Raw genomic sequence first — 25455 nt, forward strand, 5'->3', positions numbered from 1 at the left:
ATAGATACCTTTTCCCACTCAACAACTACTTTTTTTGCCTTTTTTTTTACACCTTTTTTAACTCACTATTATCTAACTATTTAGACATGAAAGTTTCTTATACCTCCCTCCTTCTTCTCCTTCTTTTTAACTCTTTTACCTGTGAAATCCATTATCAATAGAAAAATTTTATTATACATCTACCATATATATAGACTATAATTAGACCCTCTAAAACCTAAATTAATTACTTTTTCTTACGTTTTCGCTTCTTGCGCATCTTCGAAAACATCTCTTTATACTCTGATACGTCAACATATCCTCTACTTTTTGAGACTATAACTAAGTAATTCTTTAACAATTTAGGTTCTTGGTATTCTAACTTCTCATCAATATATGCGCGCTGCAATATATCCTCTACCAAATAATCCTCGTTTTCTGTCTCTGGTTTGTACTCTGACTTTAATGACAGCTTAAATAAGTTTGCAGTCGTATTGTACCAAAAGGCTTTCCAACCACTTCTTAGTTCTTTTACGTTATCAAAAGCTGTTTTTCCTGTTTGACGATGAATTAACTTTAATAGAATCCTCCCTTCTGTTCTTGTTAACTTCTTTAAAGGCGCTGTTAATTCTTCTTCAAGATATTTCTGGATTCTTTTTATGTATTTTCTTTTTTTATTTTTTGATTTAACTCTGGCTAATCTTGAATTTACACTGTCTACTCTTTTTGCTGCTAAAATTGCATAAGGATATGCTTTGAATACTTTTTTACGAAGCCAGTAATAATATAATATATCTTTTTTCTCTTTGAACTTATGTTTTGGAAGTACTGTTACTTCATTTAGCTCTATCATTAAACTATCTCCTTCTCTTATCAATATATATTCATCATTAAAGTTTGGTAATGTATCTTTAATTTGCGCATTTAATATTGTGCCAAATAGTAATAAATATAAGTATAGTAGTTTTTTCATTTGATTTTTGATAAGCAAAAAGGATTCCAAATGTATCATTTCTCTTTTTAAAACAAAAAAACTCATGAAGTATTTCATGAGTTTTTATTTATTTTTTAAACAATTACTTGTTATTCTGCCATTATCGAGGCTGCTACTTGTTTGTAAGTCCCGTTCTCTAATTTTTCACGGATTGCTGAAAATGCTACAATTGTCTCGTTTACATCTTCAATCGTATGGCGTGCTGTTGGAATTAACCTTAATATTATTAATCCTTTTGGTATTACTGGATACACAACAATTGAACAGAACACTCCATGGTTTTCTCGTAAATCGTTTACCATTGCCATTGCTTCTGGAATTTCTCCTTTTAAGTATACTGGCGTAATACATGTTTGTGTTGTTCCTAAATCAAACCCTGCTTCGCGTAAACCTGATTGTAATGCATTAGTTATTTTCCAAAGATTTTCTTTTAATTCAGGCATGGTACGAATCATATCTAAACGTTTTAATGCTCCTTTTACCATTGGCATAGGCAATGATTTAGCAAACATTTGCGAACGCATATTGTACTGTAAAAACTGAACCACATCTTTATCTCCTGCAAAGAATGCTCCAATACCAGCCATAGATTTAGCGAATGTTGCAAAATATACATCAATACCATCTTGCACTCCTTGCTCAAATCCTGTTCCTCTCCCTCCTTCTCCTAATGTTCCAAATCCGTGTGCATCGTCTACTAATAATCGAAAATTGTATTTTTCTTTTAAAGCTACTATTTCTGCTAAACGTCCTTGTTCTCCACGCATACCGAAAACTCCTTCAGACACTAACAAGATTCCTCCTCCAGTTTTCTCTGCCATTTTAGTTGCTCTTTGTAAATTTTTTTCGCAACTTTCTATATCGTTGTGACGATAAACAAAACGTTTACCTGCATGTAAGCGAACTCCATCAATAATACATGCGTGTGTATCCATATCATACACAATGATATCGTCTTTACTTACTAGAGCATCGATAGCTGATACCATACCTTGATATCCGAAGTTTACCAAGTATGAAGCTTCTTTACCTACAAAATCAGCACACTCACGTTCTAGTTGCTCGTGGTATTTTGTGTGTCCTGACATCATACGAGCTCCCATAGGATACGCCATACCATCAGTTGCTGCAGATTCTCCATCAACTTTTAATACTTCTGGATGATTTGCTAATCCTAGATAATCATTTATACTCCAAGTTATTACTTTTTTTCCATTGAAAGACATACGGTTAGAAATTGGCCCTTCTAATTTAGGAAATACATAGTACCCTTCTGCCTTATCTGCCCATTTTCCTAAAGGTCCTTTATCTCCTTTAATTCTCTCAAATAAATCTTTAACCATTATTATTTTTGATTTTTAGTAGGTTGCGAAAATAGTGCTTTTTTAGGAGTAAATCAAAACTACTTGCTCTTCTCTTACTTCAGTTTTATTACTAAATCGCTAGTATCCACTAGTACACCTGCTTCTAATTGTACTTTTTTTATTGCTCCAGAACTTACAGCTGTAACGGTCGTTTCCATTTTCATCGCTTCTATAATAAATAAAGGCTGATTTTCTTTAACTTTTTCTCCATTCTTCACTAATACTGATGATAATAGTCCTTGTAAGGGTGCTCCTATTTCTTTTTCGTTATCTGCTTCTGCTTTTATATTTTCTACTTTATCTACTTTTATAGAATTGTCTTTTATTAAAACATTTCTCATTTGCCCGTTAATCTTAAAGAAGACGTTTACATTTCCGTCTTCATCAGGTTCACTTTTTTGCATTAGAGAAATTAACACTCGTTTTCCTTCTTCAATATCCACCATTATTTCCTCACCTACTTCCATTCCAAACAAGAAGTTTTTAGTAGGGATATTCATTAGGTTTCCATGTTTTAAGTGATTGTTATAAGCATCGGTAAAAACTTTAGGATATAATTTATATGACAAGAAATCAGTAATTTCTAATGGACGCCCCATTCCTTTTTTAAATTGTTTTTTAAACTCTTCAAATTCTTTTTCGAAGTTAATTGGGGCTAAATGTGCATTTGGCCTGTCTGTATATGGTTTTTCATTTTTTAATATAATTTTTTGAAGTTTTTCAGGAAAACCTCCTACTGGCTGTCCTAAATCTCCTCTGAAAAAACTAATTACAGACTGAGGAAAAGAGATTGTTTCTCCTTTTTCCATCACATCTTTTACTCTTAGGTTATTACTTATCATATACTGAGCCATATCTCCAACCACCTTTGAGCTTGGGGTTACCTTCACTATATCTCCAAATAGTTGGTTTACCTCTCCGTACATTTTAGTTACTTCAGTAAATTTATTTTCTAAACCTAGTGCTATCGCTTGCCCTTTTAAGTTTGAATATTGACCTCCGGGAATTTCATGCTCATATACTTCTCCTGTTCCAGACTTTAATCCTGATTCAAATGGGTAGTAATAGCTTCTAACTGCTTCCCAATAGTTCGAATATTCGGCTAACTTTTCTGTGTTAATTTTGTTTTCTCTTTCATTAAAACGTAACATTTCAACCATTGAGTTAAAGTTTGGTTGTGATGTTAATCCTGACAATCCGCCTAAAGCTACGTCTACAACATCTACTCCTGCTTCGATTGCTTTGAGGTAAGTAGCCGATTGAACCGAAGATGTGTCGTGTGTGTGTAAATGAATTGGTATGTTAATTTCTGATTTAAGGGAAGATATTAATTCATAAGCTGCTTGTGGCTTTAATAACCCTGCCATATCTTTTACTCCTAAAATATGTGCTCCTGCATTTTCGATATCTTTTGCTAATTGTAGGTAGTATTTTAAATCGTATTTTGTTTTGTTTGGGTTTAAGATATCTCCTGTATAACATATAGATGCTTCTGCCAAACCATTGGTTTTATTTCGTACATGTTTTATACAAGGCTCAAGAGATTGCATCCAGTTTAAAGAATCAAAAATTCTAAAAACATCTACTCCTGTTTCCCAAGATTTTTCTACAAATTTTTCAATTAAATTATCAGGATATGCAGTATATCCAACTCCATTAGAACCTCTTATTAGCATTTGTAATAACACATTTGGCATTGCTTTGCGTAATAATGCTAAACGTTCCCAAGGATTTTCTTGTAAAAAGCGAAGACACACATCAAAGGTTGCTCCCCCCCAAACTTCCATACTAAAAATTTCAGGATGGTTTTTTGCATATCCTTCAGCTACTTTTAACATATCTACTGTACGCATACGTGTTGCCAACAAACTTTGGTGGGCATCTCGCATGGTAGTATCAGTAAAATGTACTTTCTTTTCATTTTTTAACCATGCTGCAAATTTTTCTGGACCTAATTCAGTTAATTTATCTTTTGTTCCTTTAGTATAATTTTCTAAAACTGGGAATTTTGGTACTTTAGGTTGTGTAAATTGATGGTTTGAATTTATTTTTTTTACATCTGGATTTCCATTTACAACTACTTCTCCTAAAAAGTTGATTAATTTATTCGCTCTATTTTTAGGTTCTTTAAATTCAAATAATTTTGGCTCATTCTTTATGAAGTTTACGGTCACCTTTCCGTCTCTAAATGTTTGATGACGAAGTATGTTTTCTAGAAAAGCTATATTCGTTTTTACTCCACGTACTCTAAATTCAGCTAATGCTCTTAGCATTTTTCTACAAGCTCCATCAAAGGTTCTACTTCTTGCTGAAACTTTCACCAACATAGAATCGAAAAAAGGTGAAATTTTTACTCCTTGATATATACTTCCTGCATCTAATCGAATACCAAACCCAGAAGCACTTCTGTAAGTAGTTACTGTTCCGTAATCTGGTTTAAAATCATTTGCAGGGTCTTCCGTAGTTACTCTACACTGTAATGCATGCCCAGTAACAGTAACTGATTCTTGACTTGGTATTTTTATTTGTTTGTCTTCTAACTTATATCCTCCTGCAATAAAAAGTTGCGTTTTTACTAAGTCTATATTCGTTACCATTTCAGTAACTGTATGTTCTACTTGAATTCGCGGGTTTACTTCGATAAAGTATATAGCATCATCATCGTCTACTAAAAACTCAACAGTTCCTATGTTGTTATAATTTACTGCCTTACAAATATTAATTGCATAGGTGTATAACTTATTCTTTATTTCTTCTGGCAAGCCTAAAGAAGGTGCTATTTCTACTACCTTTTGATATCTTCGTTGTACCGAACAATCTCTTTCATATAAATGAACAATGTTACCATGTGCATCTGCTACTATTTGGATTTCAATATGCTTAGGGTTTTCAACATATTTTTCTAAAAAAACAGTATCATCTCCAAAAGCATTTAAAGATTCTCTTTTTGCTTCTGGAAAAGCTTTGATTAACTCTTCTTCTTTTCGAATAACTCGCATTCCTCTACCTCCTCCTCCAGAAGCTGCTTTTAACATTACAGGATATCCTATTCTTGAGGCTTCAGACAGCGCTACTTTAACAGTATCTAAATTATTTTGACTACTTTGTATGATAGGTACATTGTTAGCAACCGCTACTTCTTTTGCTGTAATTTTATCTCCCAGTGCTTTTAGCACTGATACTTTAGGTCCAATGAAAATAATACCATTTTCTTCACATTTTTTAGCAAACTCAGCATTCTCAGAAAGAAAACCATACCCTGGGTGAATAGCATCTACATTATTATTAAGAGCTACTTTAATAATGGCATCAATATCTAAATAAGGTTTAAGTGGCTCATTATCTTCTCCTATTTGATAACATTCATCTGCTTTATACCTATGTAAAGAGTATCTATCTTCATAAGTATATATCCCCACTGTTTTAATTCCTATTTCTACACAGGCTCTAAATACTCTAATAGCTATTTCTCCTCTATTTGCTACCAGTACTTTTTGTATTTTCATTGTGTTGCGTTTGTTGTTAATGTGTTTTTGTTACTATCTAATTAATCTCCTTCCAAATTTAGCTTACATTTTACATTTTTATAAACTAAATGGGGTTTTTAGTTATAAAAAACCATTAATTTAACAGATTATCAAAATAAGTATAATAAAAAACCTTTTTATCATTTTTCTATTGAAAAATTATCATTTCTACAAAATATTTTAAGGGAACTTTATTTATAAAGACAGTATCTATACCAAAAACAAAAAAGATGCTTATTCAAGCATCTTTTTTCTAATTTGTTTCTCTTTTTAAGATAAAATATTTGATTTTAATTCTTCTATAAAAGGTTGTTTATATAATCTTTTACCTAAAGCCTTGTGTATTGCATTGGCAACTGCCCCACCTGCTGGTGGTAAACCAGGTTCTCCTAAACCTGTAGGCGATAGTTCATTTTCTACAAAATGAACTTCAACTTTAGGAGTTTCGTTCATTCTTATAAGTCTATAATTATTAAAATTTCTACTTGACGGCGCACCATCTTCAAAGGTTAGGTTTCCATACATTGCATGTCCGATACCATCAATAACTCCTCCTTCAATTTGATTTATAGCTCCTGTTGGGTTTACCACAATACCGCAATCTGCTGCTACAACTACTTTTGTTACCACAGGAACTCCTTCTTTTAGCTCTACCTCTGCAACTTCAGCTACATGGGTATTATGACTGTAATAAGCTGAAAAACCTTGAAAAACTCCTTCTTTGGCTTTTCCCCAGCCTCCTTTTTCTGCAGCTAACTTTATAGTGTCTTGCATTCGTTTACCTGAGTACTCTATTCTTTTATCTTCAGTAGCTTTTACATTTTCTAACAATTCTAAACGTAATTGCACCGTATCTATCTCTAATTCTTGCGCCAATTCATCAAAAAAACTTTGCTCTGCATAGGCTAAGAAGTTTGTGTAAGGTGCTCTCCATGCTCCTGTACTTATATTACTTTTATAATTTGCTGTAGATACTTTATAGTTTGGAATACAGCCTGCTGGAAAGAAATTCGGGATTAATCCGTACATATTATCATTAATAGCTGCTTCTTTTAAATGATATCCAGATATTTTTCCATCTTTTATTGATGCTGCGATTCTATATTTGATTGCTGGCCTATATGTTCCACTAGTTACATCGTCTTCTCTCGTTGAAACCATTTTTACTGGTTTTTGTATTTTATCAGATATTTCCAACGCTTCATATACAAAGTCTCCATATAATCTTCTTCCGAAACCTCCTCCCATTCGAGTCATTTCTACATGAACTTCCTCCAAGTTACGTCCTAACATTTCTGCTGCAACCATTGCTGCATATTCTGGAGTTTGAACAGGACCAATTAAATGTATCTTTTCTGATGTTACATTTGCAAAAAAGTTCATTGGCTCCATACAATTATGAGGCAAAAATGGTGAATGGTAGGTACGTTCAATAACTTTATCGGCTTCTGTAAAAGCTTTTTTCACATCTCCATCTTCTCTTCTAACATCTAAATTATTTGCTTCTAACAATTTTGTTAACTTTTCATCATGCAATTTGGTATCTTCTAACTCAGAGCTATCTTTCCATACAGTTTTAATTGCTCTTGCTCCTTTGATTGCTGCCCAAGTATTTTCAGCCAATACAACTACTTTATCTGTTTTTGTTAACTTAAACGTCCAATTAGTTTTTCCTGACTCAATAAAACTTCTTGCCTTCTCTCCTATTGTTATAACATCTATTACTCCTGTTATTTTCTTTGCTTCTGTTGCATCAAAAGAATCTAATTCTTGCCCAAAAGAAGGAGGTCTTACTACAGATGCGTACAACATACCTTCTTCTTTATAGTCTAAACCGAATAAAGGTTCTCCTGTTACAATTTTTTCTAAATCGACATTCTTAGCATTCTTACCTATAATAGAGAACTCAGAAGGCTTTTTTAAAGTAACGTTTTCTGGTATCTCTAAGCTAGCGGCTTCTTTTACTACTTCACCATAACCTAACATTTCACCTTTTGCATTTGTAATAATTCCTTTTGAAGCTGAACAAGTAGTTGCATCTACTCCCCATTTTACTGCTGCCGCATTAATTAACATTTGTTTTGTAGTTGCCCCTGTTTCTCTAAGTGCCGTCCAGCCATGACGAATTGATTGACTACCTCCTGCTAACTGTCGTTTATAGTTTTTGGTATCTAAAGGTGCTTGTGCAACATGTACTTTTTCCCATTCAACATCTAGTTCTTCTGCAATAATCATCGGCATTGAAGTTTTTACTCCTTGACCTATCTCTGGATTTGGAGAGTAAATAGTTACATAGCCTTCATCGGATATTTTTATGAATGCGTTAAAATCATTGAAGTTTAGGTTTTCTACATCTACAGATGGTGTTACATTAGGTTTACAAGCAGTAAATAAATTAAACCCAATCATAATACCACCACTGGCTAATGCAGAAGTTCTTAAAAAGTTTCTTCTACTAAACGTAAAGTTTTTTTCTTGTGTACTCATGATTGAAAAATTTTAAGACATTTTATCTGCAGCCAATGAAACCGCTTTTTCTATTCTATTATATGCAGCACAACGACAAATATTACCTTGCATTGCTTCTCTTATCTCTTCTTTAGAAGGACTTGGGTTTTCTTTTAAAAAGGAAGCAGCTGTCATAATTTGACCTGCTTGACAATATCCACATTGCGGAACATCTACTTCTTTCCAAGCTTCTTGTAATGGATGATCTCCTTCGGTTGATAACCCTTCAATAGTTGTTATTTCTTCACCATCCAACATAGAAACTTGTAATTGACAACTTCTCATTGCTGTTCCATCTACATGAACAGTACAGGCTCCGCATTGTGCTATTCCACAACCGAATTTAGTTCCTACCATATTGAGTTCATCTCGTAAAACCCACAACAATGGTGTATCAGCATCTGCCTTAAAGGACACCGATTTTTCGTTAATTTTTAATGTATAATTTGGCATTTTGGCTAATTTTTGTTTGTCTCGTGTAAGTTACAAAAAATATAAATGCCTGTTTGTTAATGAAGTTCTTTTAAGATTATTTTAAATAAAAAGAGAGGCTCTAGCCTCTCTTTTTATTATTCATTTTCTAAAAACGTACTTACGTTTTTCTCTATTCTCTCGAGTACGTTTTCGGTATTTGCCTTTATAAAGTTCTCTCCTGTTATTTGCTCGTATAGCTCAATATATCTATTTGAGATTTCAATAACTTTTTCATCAGACATTTCTGGGATTTCTTGCCCCTCTTTTCCTTGAAAACCATTTTCAATTAACCATTGGCGTACAAACTCTTTTGATAATTGCTTTTGATTCTCTCCTTTTTCTTGGCGCTCTGCATATCCTTCAGCATAGAAATAACGAGAAGAATCTGGTGTATGGATTTCATCAATCAAAACAATTTTACCGTCTTTGGTTTTTCCGAATTCGTATTTAGTATCTACTAAAATCAGTCCTCTTTTTGCTGCTAGTTCAGTTCCTCTTTGAAATAACTTCCTAGTATAATCTTCTAAGACTAAGTAATCTTCTTCAGAAACAATTTGATTGGCTAAAATATCTTCACGAGAAATGTCTTCATCGTGCTCTCCATTATCTGCTTTAGTTGAAGGTGTAATGATTGGCTCAGGGAACTTATCATTTTCTTTCATTCCTTCTGGCATGGCTACCCCACAAAGTGTTCTTTTTCCTGCTGCATATTCACGAGCTGCGTGCCCTGATAAATACCCACGGATTACCATTTCTACTTTAAAAGGTTCACATAAATGACCTACTGCTACATTTTCATCTGGGTTAGCTAGCAACCAATTCGGAACGATATCAGAAGTATCATTCATCATTTTGGTAGCAATTTGATTTAAAATTTGTCCTTTAAAAGGTATTTGGCGGGGTAAAACTACATCGAAAGCAGAAAGTCTATCCGAAGCAATCATTACCAATAAATCGTCATTGATATTGTAAACTTCTCTTACTTTTCCTTTATAAACTTCTTTTTGTCCTGAAAACTGGAAGTTTGTTTCGTTAATTGTATTCATTGTATGTTGTTGTGTTGTGTCGCACAAAAGTAAACTAATCACTAAATACTGACAACTAAAAACTACTCCGTTTCAATACTTTTATAAGCTGTAATAATTTTCTTAACCAATCGATGACGAATTACATCTTTATCGTCTAAATACACTTGTGAAATTCCGTCAATATCTTTTAATGCTAATAACGATTCTTTTAACCCTGACACTTGTCTTCTTGGTAAATCTATCTGCCCTGGGTCTCCAGTTATGATAAACTTAGCATGCATTCCCATACGTGTTAAAAACATCTTCATTTGTGAATGCGTTGTGTTTTGCGCTTCATCTAAAATCACAAAAGCATTATCTAAAGTACGACCACGCATAAACGCTAGGGGTGCTATTTGTATGACTCCTTTTTCTAAATGTGATTCTAATTTTTCATGAGGTATCATGTCACGCAATGCGTCATATAATGGTTGCATGTACGGATCTAACTTTTCTTTTAAATCTCCTGGAAGAAATCCTAAATTTTCGCCTGATTCTACTGCAGGTCTTGTTAAAATGATTCGTCTAACTTCTTTTTCTTTTAATGCTTTTACAGCTAAAGCTACTGCTGTATATGTTTTACCAGTACCTGCAGGACCTACAGCAAATAGCATATCATTCTTTTGCATTAACTCTACCATTTTGCGCTGATTCGCAGTTTGCGCCTTAATTAGCTTTCCACTAACACCATGAACCAAAACATCTTTTGCGTTTCCTGATTTGCGAATCTCTTCCTCCTTACCAGTTGATGTTAATATACGTTCAATACTATTTTCATCTAACTTATTATACCTATTAAAATATTTGATAAGCATCTCTAACCGCTTTTCAAATTCATTTAACAATTCAGGTTCACCAAAAATCTTAAGTTTATTTCCCCTAGCTACTATTTTTATTTTAGGAAAGAATGTTTTTAACTGAGTAATAGTGCTGTTTTGAGCTCCAAAAAAATCGTTTGGGTTGATTTCTGTTAATTCAATTACGCGTTCGTTCAAATGATAAAAGTTTTAATATTATTCACACTAAAAATAATGATTATTTTTCTTGAATTACGTAGTTTTGTTTAAAATTTCAGCATAATTTTTCACAAATTAATTAACAAACACTTAAATTAATGTCTCTTATTACATTAACTACTGATTTTGGAACGAAAGACCACTTTGTAGGTGCTGTAAAAGGAGCTATTTATTCTGAGTTACCTGATGCAAAAATTGTTGATATTACGCATGAAATTTCTCCTTTTAATATTACAGAAACTGCTTATATTTTAAAAAATGCTTACAAAAGTTTTCCTGATAAAACGATACATGTAATTGGTGTAGACTCAGAATTAAGTGTGGATAATAAGCATATTGCTTTAGAATTGGACAATCATTATTTTATTTGTCCTGACAATGGATTAATTTCTATGATTGCTTCTGAAATTAATCCAACTAAAATTGTTGAAATTAATATTCATGATCGTATTGAGAGTAGTTTTCCTGTGTTAGATGTTTTTGTACAAGTAGCTTCTCATATTGCTCGTGGTGGTAGCTTGAGTGTTATTGGTAGGGAGATTGAAACTTATAAAAAGATTGTTGAAATTAAACCAAAGATAAACGAACAACAGACCATTATTTCTGGTGGAGTTATTTATATTGATAACTACGGAAATGTTATTACCAATATTAGTAAAAAGCAATTTAATACTATAGGTAAAGGTCGTGATTATAAAGTAACTGCAAGACGTTATACTTTTTCTAAAATTTATAATAGATATAATGAAATTGTGAATTATTCGGTTACCGATAAAAGACAATACGATGGTGAAAAGTTAGCTATTTTTAATTCTGCTGGTTTTTTAGAAATTGCTATTTATCGAAGTAATTTAGAAACTGTTGGTGGAGCTTCTACCCTACTTGGTTTAGAATATCGTGATACCATTACTGTTGAATTTGAGAACCCTATTAAACCAGAATTTACACCTCTAAATTAAATATATGTTTGTACGAATTGTAAAAATGAGCTTTCAGCCAGAAAAAATTGAAGAGTTTTTAAACAACTTCAATACTAAAAAAGAATTTATACGAAATTCACCTGGTTGTCGTTTATTAGAATTGTACAGAGACAAAACAAATCCAGATATTTTTTTTACTTATAGTTATTGGGATACTGAGCTAGATTTAGAAAATTACAGAAATTCTGATTTATTTAAAGGTGTTTGGGCACAAACCAAAGTCTTATTTAATGATAAACCATTAGCTTGGAGTGTAGATAAAGTTGAATCGTTACCTTAATGAATTTATTCAGTCCTTTTCCTATTTTACACACACAACGTCTTGTTTTAAGAAAACTTATTGATAGTGATAAAGAAGCTATTTTTAAAATTAGGTCTAACTCTGTAGTTAATAAATTTATTGATAGAAAAGTTCCTGAAGATATTTCCGAAGTAGAAGGTTTTATAAAACTAATTGATAAGTTAGTACTTAAAAATGAAGGTATCTACTGGGTAATAGAATATAACAAAGAAATAATAGGTTCGATTGGCTTACGTCATTTTAATGATAATTTTTCTTATACTGAAATAGGCTATGAATTACATCCTGATACTCACGGAAAAGGTTTTATGAGTGAAGCTTTAGAAAAAGTTATTCTATTCGGTTTCAATTCTCTTAACTTAAATGAAATAGAAGCTTATACTCATAAACACAATAAAGACTCAATTAATTTGTTAAAAAAGTTTAACTTTCAATTACGTCTCAATAAAAAAGATAGCGACTTCGAGAATAATGTTATTTTTGGACTTCTTAAAAACGAACAATAGTATTATATGTTTCCACTACTAAAAAAAGAATTCAATTCATTTTTTGCTTCTCCCATAGCCTATTTGGTTATTGGGGTATTTTTACTCGTAAACGGATTATTTTTATGGGTATTTAAAGATAACTTCAACATTTTAAATGCTGGTTTTGCTGATTTAAACAGCTTCTTTTATTTAGCTCCGTGGTTATTTTTATTCCTAATTCCTGCAATTACCATGAAAAGTTTTGCAGATGAATTTAACAGTGGAACCATTGAAATTTTAAAAACTAAACCACTTACCGACTGGCAAATTGTTTTAGGTAAATTTTTTGCTGCACTTTTACTAGTTATAATAGCGTTATTGCCTACGTTAACCTATGCTTATACTGTATATCAATTAGGAAGTCCCATTGGAAATTTAGATGTAGGTAGCACTATTGGTTCGTATTTAGGTTTATTATTTTTAGCTTCAACTTATACTGCTGTGGGATTGTTTACCTCTACGTTGTCAAAAAATCAAATTGTAGCATTTATTGTAAGTGTATTTATCACTTTTGCTTTATTCTACGGGTTTGATGCTGTCGGATCTTCTTTAGGAAACTCAGGATATACCTTACAACAATTCGGTATTAACGAACACTTTAAAAGTATTAGCCGCGGTGTAGTAGATACACGTGACCTTATTTACTTTATTAGTGTTACGTTCTTCTTTTTATTCATCACTAAACAACAGTTAAAAAATGAATAAGAAATTACAACACATCGCATTGGCTCTTATTGGGCTGTTAGTTCTTAACTATGTGGCTAACTCTATATACAAACGTTTTGATTTAACACAAGATAAACGATATACCTTATCGAAAGTAAGTGAAAGTCTTATTGATAAAATTGATGCCCCACTAACAATTCATGTATTCTTAGAAGGTGATTTTCCTGCGGAATTTAAGCGTTTACAAATAGAAACACGTCAGTTTTTAGAAGAATTACAAGCTAAAAACTCTAATATTCGTTTCCGATTTATCAATCCTGATAATATTCGTGAACGTTTGGTAAAAAGAGGAATGATGCCTAGCCAGTTAACTGTAGAGGAAGATGGAAAGTTATCTGAAGCTATTATTTTTCCTTGGGCAGAAATTACTTATGGTAAAAAAGTAGAATTAATTTCTTTACTCCCTAACTCAATTGCTAAGACTCAAGAAGCTCAGCTACAAAATGCTGTTGAAAAATTAGAGTATTCTTTTGCTAATGCACTACATAATGTTACTTTAAAAGAAAGACAAAAAATAGCGGTATTAGCTGGTAATGGTGAGTTGCAAGATATTTATCAATATAGTTTGTTAAGTGAAATTGGTAAAAAATATCGTTTAGCTAAGTTTACATTAGATAGTGTTGCTAATAATCCGCAAAAAACCTTGAAAGATTTACGCAACTATGATTTAGCAATTATAGCAAAACCTACTGAACGTTTTACTGAGGAAGAAAAATTTACCGTTGATCAGTTTATATCAAACGGTGGTAAAAGTTTATGGATGCTAGATAATAACTATGCTGATACTGATAGTTTGTACAATGAAGGAAAAATGTTAGCATTTCCTCGTGATTTAAATTTAACTGATTTATTGTTTGGCTATCAAGTTCGTGTAAATAACAAATTAATTCAAGACTTATACTCTGCTAAAATTCCACTAGCCACAGGAAATGTAGGAAACCAAACACAGTTTCAACACTTAAACTGGTTTTATCATCCATTAGTTAATGGAAATCCTAACCACCCGATTACTAAAAATGTAGCGCCAGTTCGTTTTCGTTTTACCACTCAAATAGATACTTTGAAAGGAAACTTAAAAAAGATTCCATTATTAGTAACTTCTGTACTTACCAAAAAAACAGGAACTCCTAATTTTATTGAGTTACAAAGTATTGCGAAAGAACCTAAAGAAAGTGAATTTTCTTCAGGACCACAATTATTAGCCGTGTTATTAGAAGGAGCTATTCCTTCTGCATATAAAAACAGAATAAAACCTTTTGAGACTTCTGATTTTAAAGCTGAGAGCACTAATAATAAAATGATTGTAATTGCTGATGGCGATGTGGGCAGTAATCAAGTTTTAAAAGGAAAGCCTCACGATTTATCATTGGATAAATGGACAGGTGAACAGTTTGGTAACAAGGAGTTTTTAATCAATGCAATTGATTATTTATTAGATGATTCTGGATTGATTCAACTGCGTAATAAATCGATTCAAATTAATTTATTAGACAAACAACGTGCTTTTGCAGAGAAACGTTTTTGGCAATTTATCAATATTGGTATTCCATTAGTATTGTTAGCGCTGTTTGGTTTAGGCTTTAATTATTGGAGAAAAAAGAAGTACTCTTAAATACTTAGTAAATTGTCATATATGAGTTTATAATTCAATTTTTTTTGAAGTTTTTCGCTATTAATTATTTTGTAAACTAATGGTTTTGAGTTGTCAAATTCAGGAATTGATTTTCCAATACTTTTTCTGGCATTAATATAAAACTCCTCTCTTGTTGGGTGATGATTTGAGCAAGCGTTAAAAACTTCATCAAAAACATTTTGCACTATAATTTGTTCTATGATAGCAATGCAATCTTCTCTATGTATCATATTTACATAGCCTTTTGGATGTGGTATTTTTCTATTAACAAACCAATTTCCTGGTTGCCTTTCCCCTCCAAATAACCCAGCAAAACGAATGATCGTTGTTTGAAACTTATTATTATTTCTAAATAGGTTTTCTATTTCTACTAGCGGAGAATCTACAGTTTCATCTTCTTCTGTCATTTCCTTATTTAAACTAGGATACACCGAGGTAGAACTAATAAAGATAATTTTAGTTATGTTTGACTTTTCTATTGAAGCTATCAACCATTTAAAGTTTTCTACTTCTTTAGAAGTTATCGCAATTATCAATACATCAGCGTCTAAAAATTCTTGTTGAATATTTCTCCCCGAAATATCAACTAAATAAGGAATAATATCAACTGACTCTAATTCCTCTAGTTTCTCTTTTGATGTTGTTGACCCTTTTACTTTATAACCTTTCTTTATAAAGTCTACTGCCAATTCTTTTCCTAGCCATCCACAACCTAAAATACTAACATTTTTCATCACAACAATTATCTTCTTTTACTAATTTACAAGAAACCACGGCTAATAAAGCTCCTATAATCGGAGCAAGTATATACAGCCATAAATGCTCTAAATGACCAGAAACTATTGCTGGCGCTATAGAACGAGCGGGATTCATAGAAGCTTTGGTAATAGGTCCTGCAAACATAGCTTCTAATAAAACTACACCTCCAATAGCTATTCCTGCCATTACTCCTACTTCTTTACTTCCTGAAGAAACATTAATAATAGTTAACATTAAAAAAAAGGTTAATAATAGTTCTAATATAAAAGCTCTCCAAGGTACTACCGACGGCAATGTTGCTCCATAAAACTCACTTGTAGGAAATAGCACCCAAAGCATTACGCTTGCTAATAAAGCTCCCAATAATTGAGCTATTATATACTTAGGTACTTCTTTCCATGAGAACTTTTTAGCATAGGCAAAAGCAATAGTCACCGCTGGGTTAAAATGTGCACCAGAAATTTCTCCAAAGGCATAAATCATTGCCATAACTATCAACCCCCAAGTAATTGCTACTCCTGTATGCGTTAAATCTGCGCCATTAGTTACTTCATTTACAGTCATTGCCCCTGTTCCGCAGAAAATTAAGGCAAAGGTTCCTATACTTTCAGATATATATCTTTTCATTTTATGAGTTTCTATCTACTAATGTTTCTTTGAATAATTCTATTTGTCTTCGATGTCTTAGTATGTGTACAATAGCATGTTCAAACAATTGTTCTACATCATATCTCTGTCCCCACTTTACATGTATTTTTTTATCTGGTTCTAGTTCTTCTAGCTTTATATTGGGGTAATCATAAAAGAGTTGTTCTTTATAAGCAAACATTTTATCAAGTGCATCATTATATTCTGAAATAGAACTTAGCTTCTCTTTTTCTTTATACACTATACTTTCTCCTAGCCATTTTCTTATTTCAATTACATAGGCATATCCTGCCCTAACTACATGCGTTATTATTGTTTGAATTGACTTACAATCTTCATCTTCCGTATCATTATCAACTATTTGAATCAATTCTTTTGAGTTAACATCTTTAATTAACTCTTTAAACTCCCTTATTGATTTTTCATATTCATCTAACAAAGCACCAATTGCTCCATTATCTCTATACACTTTATTTTTTTTCATCCTTACTTTGATTGCAAATATCTATTAAAACAATACTTCTGTATTTTAAGTTTTTGTTAACATTAATCCGAGGAATTCCTTGTAATTTTAACAAAACTAATTTAAAAACAAATCAATCAACATGAAAAAAATACTTTTAAGCTTGTTTGTTGTTGCTATATCAACAAATATCAGTGCACAATTAAAGACCCCAGCCCCAAGTCCAGCTGCTAAGTTAGAACAAACTGTAGGTTTGACTGACGTATCGGTTGAATATTCTCGTCCTAGTATGAAAGGAAGAACTATTTTTGGAAATTTAGTTCCTTTCGGGAAAGTATGGAGAACAGGTGCTAATAAAAACACTACAGTTACTTTTAGCGATGATGTAACCGTTGATGGAAAAACCTTAAAAAAGGGAACATACGCTTTATATACTAAACCAGGAAAAGATTCTTGGGAAGTAATTTTTTATTCTGATGCTAATAACTGGGGAACTCCTCAAAAATGGGATGACTCTAAAGTAGCTGTATCTACTACTGCTAAAGTTGAAGCTATGCCAATGAAAATTGAAACGTTTACTATGTCTGTTGACAATTTAACAAACGATTCTGCTGTGTTAGGGATTTTATGGGAAAATGCTTACGTAGGTGTAAAGTTTAATACTCCTACTGACAAAGCCGTAGAAAAAAGTATAGCACAAGTAATGAGCGGGCCTTCTGCTAACGATTATTTTTCTTCTGCTGTGTATTATTTACAAGAAGGAAAAGACATTAACAAAGCAAAAAATTGGATTAATAAAGCCGTAGACATGACTAAAGACCAACCTCGTTTTTGGTACTTACGTCAACAATCGTTAATCTTAGCTAAAGCTGGTGATAAAAAAGGTGCTATTAAAGCTGCCAAAGCTTCATTAGCAGGTGCTGAAAAAGTAGGAAATGCTGACTATGTAAAAATGAATAAAGAGTTTATTGCTGAAATGAAGTAATTTTTTTCTGCTAAACTTTTAGATATAAAACTCGCCAATTGGCGAGTTTTATGTTTTTATAATTGTTGTATTTTAGCGGTTCTTAAAAATTTTAAATGCTATGAATTTTTTTGATACATCTTTTTAATAAACTTTAATTAATAGGTTTCCTTATCCTCTTCGTTTTATCGGGTAAAAGAAACTTTATTACATATAGTGAATTAGTAACTATTTACAAGTAAAATTCTATAAAAACACTAATTATCTAAAACTAAAACAAACTATGCAAAATACAGAAAACACAAAGGAAATAGAACTAGAGATTATTCAAAAAATACCTGATGAATTGTTATCTGAACATTTAAAAATGTATTGTACATCTTCTAATTTTGAGGGATATGCTAAAATTGGGCTAGTTATTTTTCCTATATTATTTTTAATACACAATGTTTTTTTAGCAGGGAAATCCTTTAATTACAAAACCTATGAAACTATAAAAGTTATAGAACTGTCCATTATAGGAATACTTGTTTTCTGTCTTATTATTCTTGCAATAATAGCAATGAATCTCAACTCTAAACTAAACAAAAAATTAAAGGAATCTGCTAAGAGATACGGAGTAAAAATAGAATTAATGGAACAAGAATTTAACTTGTTAGCAGTATATTTTTATGGAGGAAGAGGGGTTAAATTGAAAAAAATAAAAGATAATGCTTAACGCATCTATTAACACAAAAACCCTAAAAATCAACACCTTAAAAGGTATAAAAAAAAGAACTACTCCTCTAAGCTATATTAGAAGAAGAACTTTTTGCTAAATCATAAATATTAATCCTACTTTAAGCCTTAACTAATACAATTAAAATTTTGGATACATTTAAAAACTAAATTACATTAGAATGAGAAGAGTTTTTTCAATCCTTTTAATTATTTATTCATTAAACGCACAGTCCCAAACTTATAGAGGAACACTTGGAGAGTATCAAATATTTTTAGAACTAGATATAGATTATAAAGATAATCGAGCTACTGCATTTTACTTTTATCAATCTCAATTAAAAAACATTTCTTTAGATGGTAATTACAACGAATCAGAGTTAATACTTTTTGAAAAACATAGTGAGGAAAAAGATAAAAAAGAGCTATTCCGCTTATCTATAAAAGGTGATAAATTATTCGGAACTTGGCAAAACGGTAATACTCTACTAAGTGTAAACTTAACAAAAACAGAAAAAAAGATTGATGACTTTAAACTAGAAAAAATAACTTTTATTAGAGATAGTGTATCAACCTATAATAAAAAGAAACTGGTTTGGTTTACAGAAAAACACTCAAAAAAAGTACTTTTTAGATTAGGTAATGGTTTTACAAAATCTCAACGTAAGTTTATAAACTCTAAACTAGACTCTATCCATACAAATTATGCTATAATTGGGTTAGAATGTAGCTGGGCAGATGTAAACATAGAAATAGAATTGATCTCTGACCTATACCTCAGTTTTAGTGAATTCTCTTCTATTTATTGTGGCGGAGCCCACCCAAACCATAACACATCAGGCTACAATTTTGACCTTAAAAACAATATAGTATTAAATAAGTTAACTGATATTTACCCTAACTTGGATCACTATCAATTATTAAAAAAGAAATACGATTCAGGTTTAGATATTGAATGTGAATATTTCGCTTACAAAGAACAGTGGAAATATTACTCTTGGGTTCTAACAAAAAAAGGAGTTATAATCACACCTTTATATCCACACGCTATGACTCCTTGTGAAATAGGGTTTTTATTAACTTTTGAAGAACTATCTACAAATATTATAAAAGATAAATAATTATTCAGAAAAACATATATGAATGTAAATTAGGAAAGAGGAAATGAATTATCTACGTATTATAACTCAACAGAATATTCTAGTGAAGAATTTCCAGAAAACGGTTTTAAAAATGCTAACTATTAATCTTTCTAAAATCTCCTTCTAGGATATAGATATTTTCAAAAAGTTCACTGATTTTAAACCTGTTATATATTACAAAACCTTTTCACCTTTAATTAATTATGGTAAAACACTTATCAAAAATATTAAGTTTAATTTTTAGTTTTAGTTGTATAATAACAACTGTTTTACTTTTTATTATACAATCAATGAGACCGTTGAATCACAACAGGATGCGTTGCGATATGTCAGGAATAGTATATGGAATGGGGATTGGGCTTATTATTTTTATGACAATAGGGCTTATTCCTATTTTTTTTAATTTAAATAAGAGAGTAAGAGAAAATACTTTTTATTCATTTACTTCATTTTTCTTATTTCCTTCAATAATAACTGTAATTTCAATAATATATATAGGTGATTTTTCGGAGAGCATAAAAGAATACAGTTCGATATTTATTCCTTTTTTAAGTATTCTGACATTCTTTTTCTTTAAGTTTAGGAAGTCAAAGTTTGTAAACAATTTAAAATAACTTTACCATCATTATCCTTATTTTTATATTTTTCTCACAAAAAACGCTCGACAATAACGAGCGCTTTTCTTATATTTTATATAATCTCAATCTATTTTTTTTGTAAAAAATACAATTTAGCTAATTCGCCTGTTATTTCCTTTCCTTTAATATCTAATTTCTGAATAGCTCCTTCAACAACTTTCAACTTGTAAGGCTCTTCATCATCATTTATTAGTGTAATTACTGTACCAGCTGTGTCCCATTCAAAATTCCCTTCTGTAATTTCTCTTCCTTCTTCCTCTCCTAAGTATGTTATTATCATTGTATAAGTTTCGTTATTTTTTAGCAAAATAGTTGTCTTAATCCCTTCACAGTCTGCACACGGCAATGTTCCTTCGTATTCACCTTCCCAATCTAACGAGTTTTTTGCATTATGACCATCGCTCATTGCTTTAATTGGATTTGTAGTTACATTACCATCCATTTCTTTGGATACAATTATTACTAATGAAGGACGCGTAGTATAACTAGTTTCACTCCCTTCTATAACTGAAAAGTCAAAATTAATTTTCTCTCCTTCTTTCGTAAGTGATACTGGCTGAAGCTCAGTTGATTTATTACTAGCATCAACAGTAACTGCTATTACATATTCTTTCTCAAAATCGATAGAAGTTGGCATTCCGTTTTTCCCCATAACTGCTGCCGCTCCAAAATATTTCTCAAACTCTTCTCTACTATCTATTTTACTCGGAAGTTCTTCTACATTATTTTTAATAAAATATCTTGAAGCAACTTTATAAGTTACTGCTACAGCTTTATTGGTTTTAGTAGTTTCTCCTTTAGTATCCTTTGATTTCTTACTATTTAAGTTACACCCTACAAATACAGAAGTAACAAGCAATAACGTTCCTAAAAATTTAAATATTCTCATTTTTTTCATAATTTAGTTTAATATTCATAACACCATACTTAACTCTATTTTTAATATAAATACGACGTTTATTCGCAAGTTAACAAATATTATACCAATAGAATTTAACTCCCTTTCTTTTTAAAACAGGTCTTAGTTTTTACAAATAATTTAGTAATTTCGACCTTCTAAATTACTTTCATGAAAGTTTGCATCGCCGAAAAACCAAGTGTAGCTAGAGAGATTGCTAATATCTTAGGAGCCAATACCAAACGAGATGGATATTTCGAAGGGAATGGTTACGCAGTTACCTATACGTTTGGTCATTTATGCACACTTTTAGAGCCCAAAGACTACAAACCACACTGGAAAAGTTGGGATTTGAATAACTTACCCATGCTTCCCGAACGTTTCGATACAAAGGTTACGGGTGATAGCGGAATTCAAAAACAGTTCAAAATTGTAAAATCCTTATTTGATAAAGCCGATGTGGTTATCAACTGTGGGGATGCTGGGCAAGAAGGAGAACTCATTCAGCGTTGGGTAATTAATCAAGCAAATTACAAAGGTAAAATCCAACGATTATGGATTTCTTCCTTAACCGAAGAAGCTATTAAAGAAGGTTTTGAAAACCTAAAAGACAGCGACGATTACAACAATTTATATTATGCGGGATTTTCTCGTGCCATTGGCGACTGGTTACTCGGTTTAAATGCTACCCGATTGTATACCGTAAAGTTTGGTGGTTACAAACAAGTATTATCTATCGGTAGAGTGCAAACTCCTACCCTAGCCATGTTGGTTGAACGTTACAAAGAGATTCAGAATTTTAAACCTGAACCTTATTGGGAATTACAAACTCAATATCGTGAAACACTGTTTAGTTGTGAAGAAGGTCGTTTTCTAAAAAAAGAAGATGGACAAGCTTTTGCGGATAAAGTAAAAGAAAGTGATTTTGAAATTACCTCAGTTACCAAGAAAAAAGGAAAGGAATATGCTCCGAAACTGTTTGATTTAACAGGCTTACAGGTATACTGCAACAATAAATTCGGGTTTTCTGCTGATGAAACATTAAAAATTGTTCAGAAATTATATGAAATGAAAGTAGTTACCTACCCCAGAGTAGATACTACTTTTTTACCGAACGATGTATATCCAAAAGTTCCGAATATTTTAAAAGGACTAAAGCAGTATGCTTCTTTAACTCAACCTCTATTAGGAAAGAAAATACGTAAATCTAGTAAGGTTTTTAACGATAAAAAAGTTACCGATCACCATGCTATTATTCCTACAGGAATAGAAATAAACTTACAATACAATCAGCAACAAGTATATGATATTATTGTAAAGCGATTTATTGCCGTGTTTTACCCTGATAGTGATATTTCGAAAACTGAAGTTAAAGGAGAAGCAGATAAGGTGCCGTTTAGAACTTCAGGAAAAGAAATACTTACCAAAGGTTGGCGAGCTGTTTTTGAATATGGAAATGACTCTAAAAAAACAGAAGAGAAAGATGTACTTCCTACTTTTGAAAAGGGAGAAAAAGGTCCTCATGAACCTTCTTTTTTAGAAAAAGAAACCAAACCACCACGAAACTATACTGAAGCTAGTTTATTACGTGCTATGGAAACTGCCGGAAAGCAAGTAGATGATGATGAAATGCGTGAATTAATGAAAGAAAATGGTATTGGCCGACCATCTACACGAGCTAGTATTATTGAAACTTTATTTAGAAGAAAATATATTGAGCGTCAAAAAAAATTAATTATTCCTACCCAAACAGGTATCGACTTGATTGATCTAATTGATAACGAATTATTAAAATCTGCTGAATTAACTGGTCTGTGGGAAAAACGTTTGAAGGAAATTGAACGTGGTGAATACCATGCTGCTACATTTATCAATCAGATGAAAAAAATGGTCGACGATTTGGTATATGAAGTGCGTTCGAGTTCTAAAACCAAACGAATTTCTTACGAAGCTCAAAAAACGAAACAAAAACCTAAGAAAACAACCTCAAAAAAGAAAACTGTCATTGGTAAAGAATGTCCGAAATGTAAAAAAGGACAACTTTTAAAAGGAAGTACTGCTTACGGTTGTTCTGCTTATAAAAATGGTTGTGATTTTACCTTAGCCTTTGAATTTATGGATAAAAAGATATCCGAAAATCAATTAATCCGTTTACTTGATAAAGGCTGCACTACCAATTTAAAAGGATTCAAACAAGAAGATAAAAAAGTAGAAGGATTAGTTCGTTTTGATGATAATTTCAACCTAAAACTTGAACCTAAAAAAACAAATTCTAATGTCATTTCAAATGCTAATGAGAAGCCTCACTCTGACACCCTAACATGCCCTAAGTGTAACAAAGGAAACATTTTAAAAGGAAAATCTGCTTACGGATGTTCTGAGTATAAAAATGGTTGTAATTTTGTGTTTACTTTCGAGAACATAAAAAAAATGGCTAACGGGCAACCGTTAACCAAAGAGTTAGTACTTGAAATATTAAGTTCTAATAGCTAATTTTAATTAAATTAGTTACAACCAATTCCATAATGGCTTGTTCTAGCTCCTGCCCTCTTTCTAGCCCCATCTTTTTACAAATACAATGACGAGAAGCTTGAACAGATCCAATGGTTACGTTTCTTATTTTTGTTACTTTAAGTCCGTACCAATTGTAAATCCGCACTATCTGGTTAATAACACAATTAAAATTAAAACTCTTTTTTTATCCATCTTTTTTTAAAGTATTTAAATAACAAATGAATTAAGGTGATTATTGCAATAAAGAATAATATTATCAGATTTCTTATGTTTGTTTTATCAAATGAATCTTCATATTTCTTATGATTTGGCATTGCATAACTATCCTCTAAAACAGGATGATGCCATATGTGTATGGAATCGTTATTTTGATTTTTTTCTCTAATTATTTTCTCTACAACACCTAACTTATGTTCTACTAAAAAAGAGTCTCGTAATTGATTATTATACTTTACCCAATATGTATCATAATCTGGTCCATCTGTTCTTGCTGTAGAAGATAAATACATCATATCAATCAATACTCTAACTTTTTTAAATTCATTTCTATGAACATATAGTCTATTTAGTTTTATTAATTTAAATGTTCCAAAAAACATAAAAAATAAATTCACCCCTAAAAAAAACTTAAAAACAACTATTATTAACTTTTTTACTCCCATACAATTAAATTAATTTATTAAAGGTACTTTATCACTAATTTCAACGCTTCCTTTCCTGTCAACCAAATCAAATTTTAATACAACTCGAGGCTCGAATTTACCATCCGTGACTTATTACTTTTATTCATAAAAATTACACATACCTTAAAACCATTATCAAATTAGGTATAATTTCGGATATCCTTTACCTATGAATGTTATATTCTTTTTGTTACTTTAAACACATACGGATTGCCATATGGGGTATACATTGACTTCTAAATAAGCTCGTTATAATAGTGCTCTATTAATTTCTCGGGGTTTTTAATGGTGGTTTTTATCCATTTAAAATACAGTACCTTCTTTTCTTCTTCTGATAGCTGCCAATCTAAATTTGTTCTTTTTAAACGGGTTGTTACATCTTGTAGCGTAATTGCTGCTGCTACTGATATATTTAAGCTTTCGGTAAAACCAACCATAGGGATTTTTAAAAATCCATCGGCTTCTTGTTTTATATAATCCGAAATTCCATCTTTTTCAGCACCAAAAACAAAAGCTGACTTTTTGGTCACATCAAAATCGTATAACATACAAGAATCGGTATGCGGCGTTGTGCCTATAATTTTATATCCTTTCGTTCGTAAGTCTTCTAAACAAGCTTTGGTATTGTCTCCATCTTCTTTATAACGATGAATATCTAACCATTTCTGGCTTCCTTTGGCTACATGTCTTGATACTTTATTGGTAACCTTATTTTCAATTGCATACACATCTTGCACTCCAAAAATATCGCAACTTCTCACCACTGCACTCGCATTGTGTGGCTGATAAATATCTTCTAACACCACCGTGAAATGACGTGTTCGTTCGTTTAAAACCTTATGAAAGGTTTCTTTTCTTTTATCAGTAATATATCCTTCTAAATAAGCTAATAATCCTTCGTCAATCATACAACAAACATAGTAAATTTTCCTA

22 protein-coding genes are annotated in these 25455 nt (G+C 31.6%); 9 read left to right on the top strand and 13 right to left on the bottom strand.

All coding sequences use genetic code 11. From position 1 onward, the window contains the following. Positions 1-226: 226 nt before the first annotated feature. The 7 genes from ACQYZ7_RS13330 to ACQYZ7_RS13360 form a co-directional block, all read right to left on the bottom strand. Positions 227-952 carry a DUF4294 domain-containing protein gene (locus tag ACQYZ7_RS13330; RefSeq protein WP_430730220.1) on the bottom strand — a complete coding sequence of 242 codons (726 nt, stop codon included), beginning with the start codon at positions 950-952 and terminating at the stop codon, positions 227-229. 110 nt (positions 953-1062) lie between these two features. Then, positions 1063-2316, bottom strand: coding sequence for an aminotransferase class I/II-fold pyridoxal phosphate-dependent enzyme (locus tag ACQYZ7_RS13335; RefSeq protein WP_430730221.1), 1254 nt, complete (start codon positions 2314-2316; stop codon positions 1063-1065). Between the two features lie 74 nt (positions 2317-2390). Next, positions 2391-5843 carry a pyruvate carboxylase gene (locus tag ACQYZ7_RS13340; protein ID WP_430730222.1) on the bottom strand — a complete coding sequence of 1151 codons (3453 nt, stop codon included), beginning with the start codon at positions 5841-5843 and terminating at the stop codon, positions 2391-2393. A gap of 291 nt (positions 5844-6134) precedes the next feature. Beyond that, positions 6135-8351, bottom strand: coding sequence for a molybdopterin cofactor-binding domain-containing protein (locus ACQYZ7_RS13345; protein ID WP_430730223.1), 2217 nt, complete (start codon positions 8349-8351; stop codon positions 6135-6137). Positions 8352-8363: 12 nt separating this feature from the next. Further along, a complete protein-coding gene (locus ACQYZ7_RS13350) occupies positions 8364-8825 on the bottom strand; it encodes a (2Fe-2S)-binding protein (RefSeq protein ID WP_430730224.1) in 462 nt (153 codons plus the stop codon). Between the two features lie 116 nt (positions 8826-8941). Further along, a complete protein-coding gene (locus tag ACQYZ7_RS13355) occupies positions 8942-9892 on the bottom strand; it encodes a phosphoribosylaminoimidazolesuccinocarboxamide synthase (RefSeq protein ID WP_430730225.1) in 951 nt (316 codons plus the stop codon). Between the two features lie 62 nt (positions 9893-9954). Continuing rightward, entirely contained in the window at positions 9955-10908 is a 954-nt protein-coding gene (locus ACQYZ7_RS13360; RefSeq protein ID WP_430730226.1) for a PhoH family protein, read from the bottom strand. A gap of 119 nt (positions 10909-11027) precedes the next feature. Here ACQYZ7_RS13360 and ACQYZ7_RS13365 point away from each other — a divergent pair, with 119 nt between their 5' ends. The 5 genes from ACQYZ7_RS13365 to gldG are packed head-to-tail and all read left to right on the top strand — an operon-like array spanning position 11028 to position 15075. Continuing rightward, on the top strand, positions 11028-11888 hold the full coding sequence (locus ACQYZ7_RS13365) for an SAM hydrolase/SAM-dependent halogenase family protein (protein ID WP_430730227.1): 861 nt from the start codon (positions 11028-11030) through the stop codon (positions 11886-11888). Between the two features lie 4 nt (positions 11889-11892). Further along, on the top strand, positions 11893-12189 hold the full coding sequence (locus tag ACQYZ7_RS13370; RefSeq protein ID WP_430730228.1) for a putative quinol monooxygenase: 297 nt from the start codon (positions 11893-11895) through the stop codon (positions 12187-12189). After that, positions 12189-12716 carry a GNAT family N-acetyltransferase gene (locus ACQYZ7_RS13375; RefSeq protein ID WP_430730229.1) on the top strand — a complete coding sequence of 176 codons (528 nt, stop codon included), beginning with the start codon at positions 12189-12191 and terminating at the stop codon, positions 12714-12716. Before ACQYZ7_RS13370 ends, ACQYZ7_RS13375 begins: the two co-directional genes overlap by 1 nt. 6 nt (positions 12717-12722) lie before the next feature. After that, positions 12723-13442 carry a gliding motility-associated ABC transporter permease subunit GldF gene (gene gldF / locus ACQYZ7_RS13380; protein WP_430730230.1) on the top strand — a complete coding sequence of 240 codons (720 nt, stop codon included), beginning with the start codon at positions 12723-12725 and terminating at the stop codon, positions 13440-13442. Beyond that, the gene (gene gldG / locus ACQYZ7_RS13385; protein ID WP_430730231.1) at positions 13435-15075 is read left to right on the top strand and encodes a gliding motility-associated ABC transporter substrate-binding protein GldG; all 1641 of its coding nucleotides are present in this window, start codon (positions 13435-13437) and stop codon (positions 15073-15075) included. Before gldF ends, gldG begins: the two co-directional genes overlap by 8 nt. Here gldG and ACQYZ7_RS13390 read toward each other — a convergent pair. The 3 genes from ACQYZ7_RS13390 to ACQYZ7_RS13400 are packed head-to-tail and all read right to left on the bottom strand — an operon-like array spanning position 15072 to position 16987. Then, positions 15072-15830 carry an NAD(P)-binding domain-containing protein gene (locus ACQYZ7_RS13390; RefSeq protein WP_430730232.1) on the bottom strand — a complete coding sequence of 253 codons (759 nt, stop codon included), beginning with the start codon at positions 15828-15830 and terminating at the stop codon, positions 15072-15074. The genes gldG and ACQYZ7_RS13390 overlap by 4 nt on opposite strands. Next, a complete protein-coding gene (locus ACQYZ7_RS13395; RefSeq protein ID WP_430730233.1) occupies positions 15817-16482 on the bottom strand; it encodes an MIP/aquaporin family protein in 666 nt (221 codons plus the stop codon). Before ACQYZ7_RS13395 ends, ACQYZ7_RS13390 begins: the two co-directional genes overlap by 14 nt. Before the next feature lies 1 nt (position 16483). Beyond that, positions 16484-16987, bottom strand: coding sequence for a DinB family protein (locus ACQYZ7_RS13400; RefSeq protein WP_430730234.1), 504 nt, complete (start codon positions 16985-16987; stop codon positions 16484-16486). Between the two features lie 121 nt (positions 16988-17108). On the opposite strand from ACQYZ7_RS13400, the gene ACQYZ7_RS13405 reads away from it, so the two are divergent. From ACQYZ7_RS13405 to ACQYZ7_RS13415, 3 genes are all read left to right on the top strand, one after another. Next, positions 17109-17951, top strand: a complete 843-nt coding sequence (locus ACQYZ7_RS13405; protein ID WP_430730235.1) for a DUF2911 domain-containing protein — start codon at positions 17109-17111, stop codon at positions 17949-17951. A 262-nt stretch (positions 17952-18213) separates the two neighbouring features. Beyond that, positions 18214-18648: a hypothetical protein gene (locus ACQYZ7_RS13410; RefSeq protein WP_430730236.1), complete on the top strand. Its 435-nt coding sequence runs from the start codon at positions 18214-18216 to the stop codon at positions 18646-18648. Between the two features lie 181 nt (positions 18649-18829). Then, positions 18830-19768 (top strand): hypothetical protein, encoded by a 939-nt coding sequence (locus ACQYZ7_RS13415; protein WP_430730237.1) that lies wholly within the window; start codon positions 18830-18832, stop codon positions 19766-19768. Positions 19769-20494: 726 nt separating this feature from the next. On the opposite strand, the gene ACQYZ7_RS13420 is transcribed toward ACQYZ7_RS13415, so the two are convergent. Beyond that, positions 20495-21316 (bottom strand): copper resistance protein NlpE, encoded by an 822-nt coding sequence (locus ACQYZ7_RS13420; protein WP_430730238.1) that lies wholly within the window; start codon positions 21314-21316, stop codon positions 20495-20497. Between the two features lie 180 nt (positions 21317-21496). Between ACQYZ7_RS13420 and ACQYZ7_RS13425 the strand changes: the two genes are divergently transcribed. Further along, a complete protein-coding gene (locus tag ACQYZ7_RS13425) occupies positions 21497-23818 on the top strand; it encodes a DNA topoisomerase 3 (RefSeq protein WP_430730239.1) in 2322 nt (773 codons plus the stop codon). A gap of 191 nt (positions 23819-24009) precedes the next feature. Here ACQYZ7_RS13425 and ACQYZ7_RS13430 read toward each other — a convergent pair whose 3' ends face one another. Further along, positions 24010-24438, bottom strand: coding sequence for a hypothetical protein (locus ACQYZ7_RS13430; protein ID WP_430730240.1), 429 nt, complete (start codon positions 24436-24438; stop codon positions 24010-24012). A 320-nt stretch (positions 24439-24758) separates the two neighbouring features. Continuing rightward, positions 24759-25430, bottom strand: a complete 672-nt coding sequence (locus tag ACQYZ7_RS13435) for a TrmH family RNA methyltransferase (RefSeq protein WP_430730241.1) — start codon at positions 25428-25430, stop codon at positions 24759-24761. Positions 25431-25455 lie beyond the last annotated feature (25 nt).

The organism is Tenacibaculum sp. SDUM215027 (assembly GCF_050566205.1).
Taxonomy (GTDB): domain Bacteria; phylum Bacteroidota; class Bacteroidia; order Flavobacteriales; family Flavobacteriaceae; genus Polaribacter.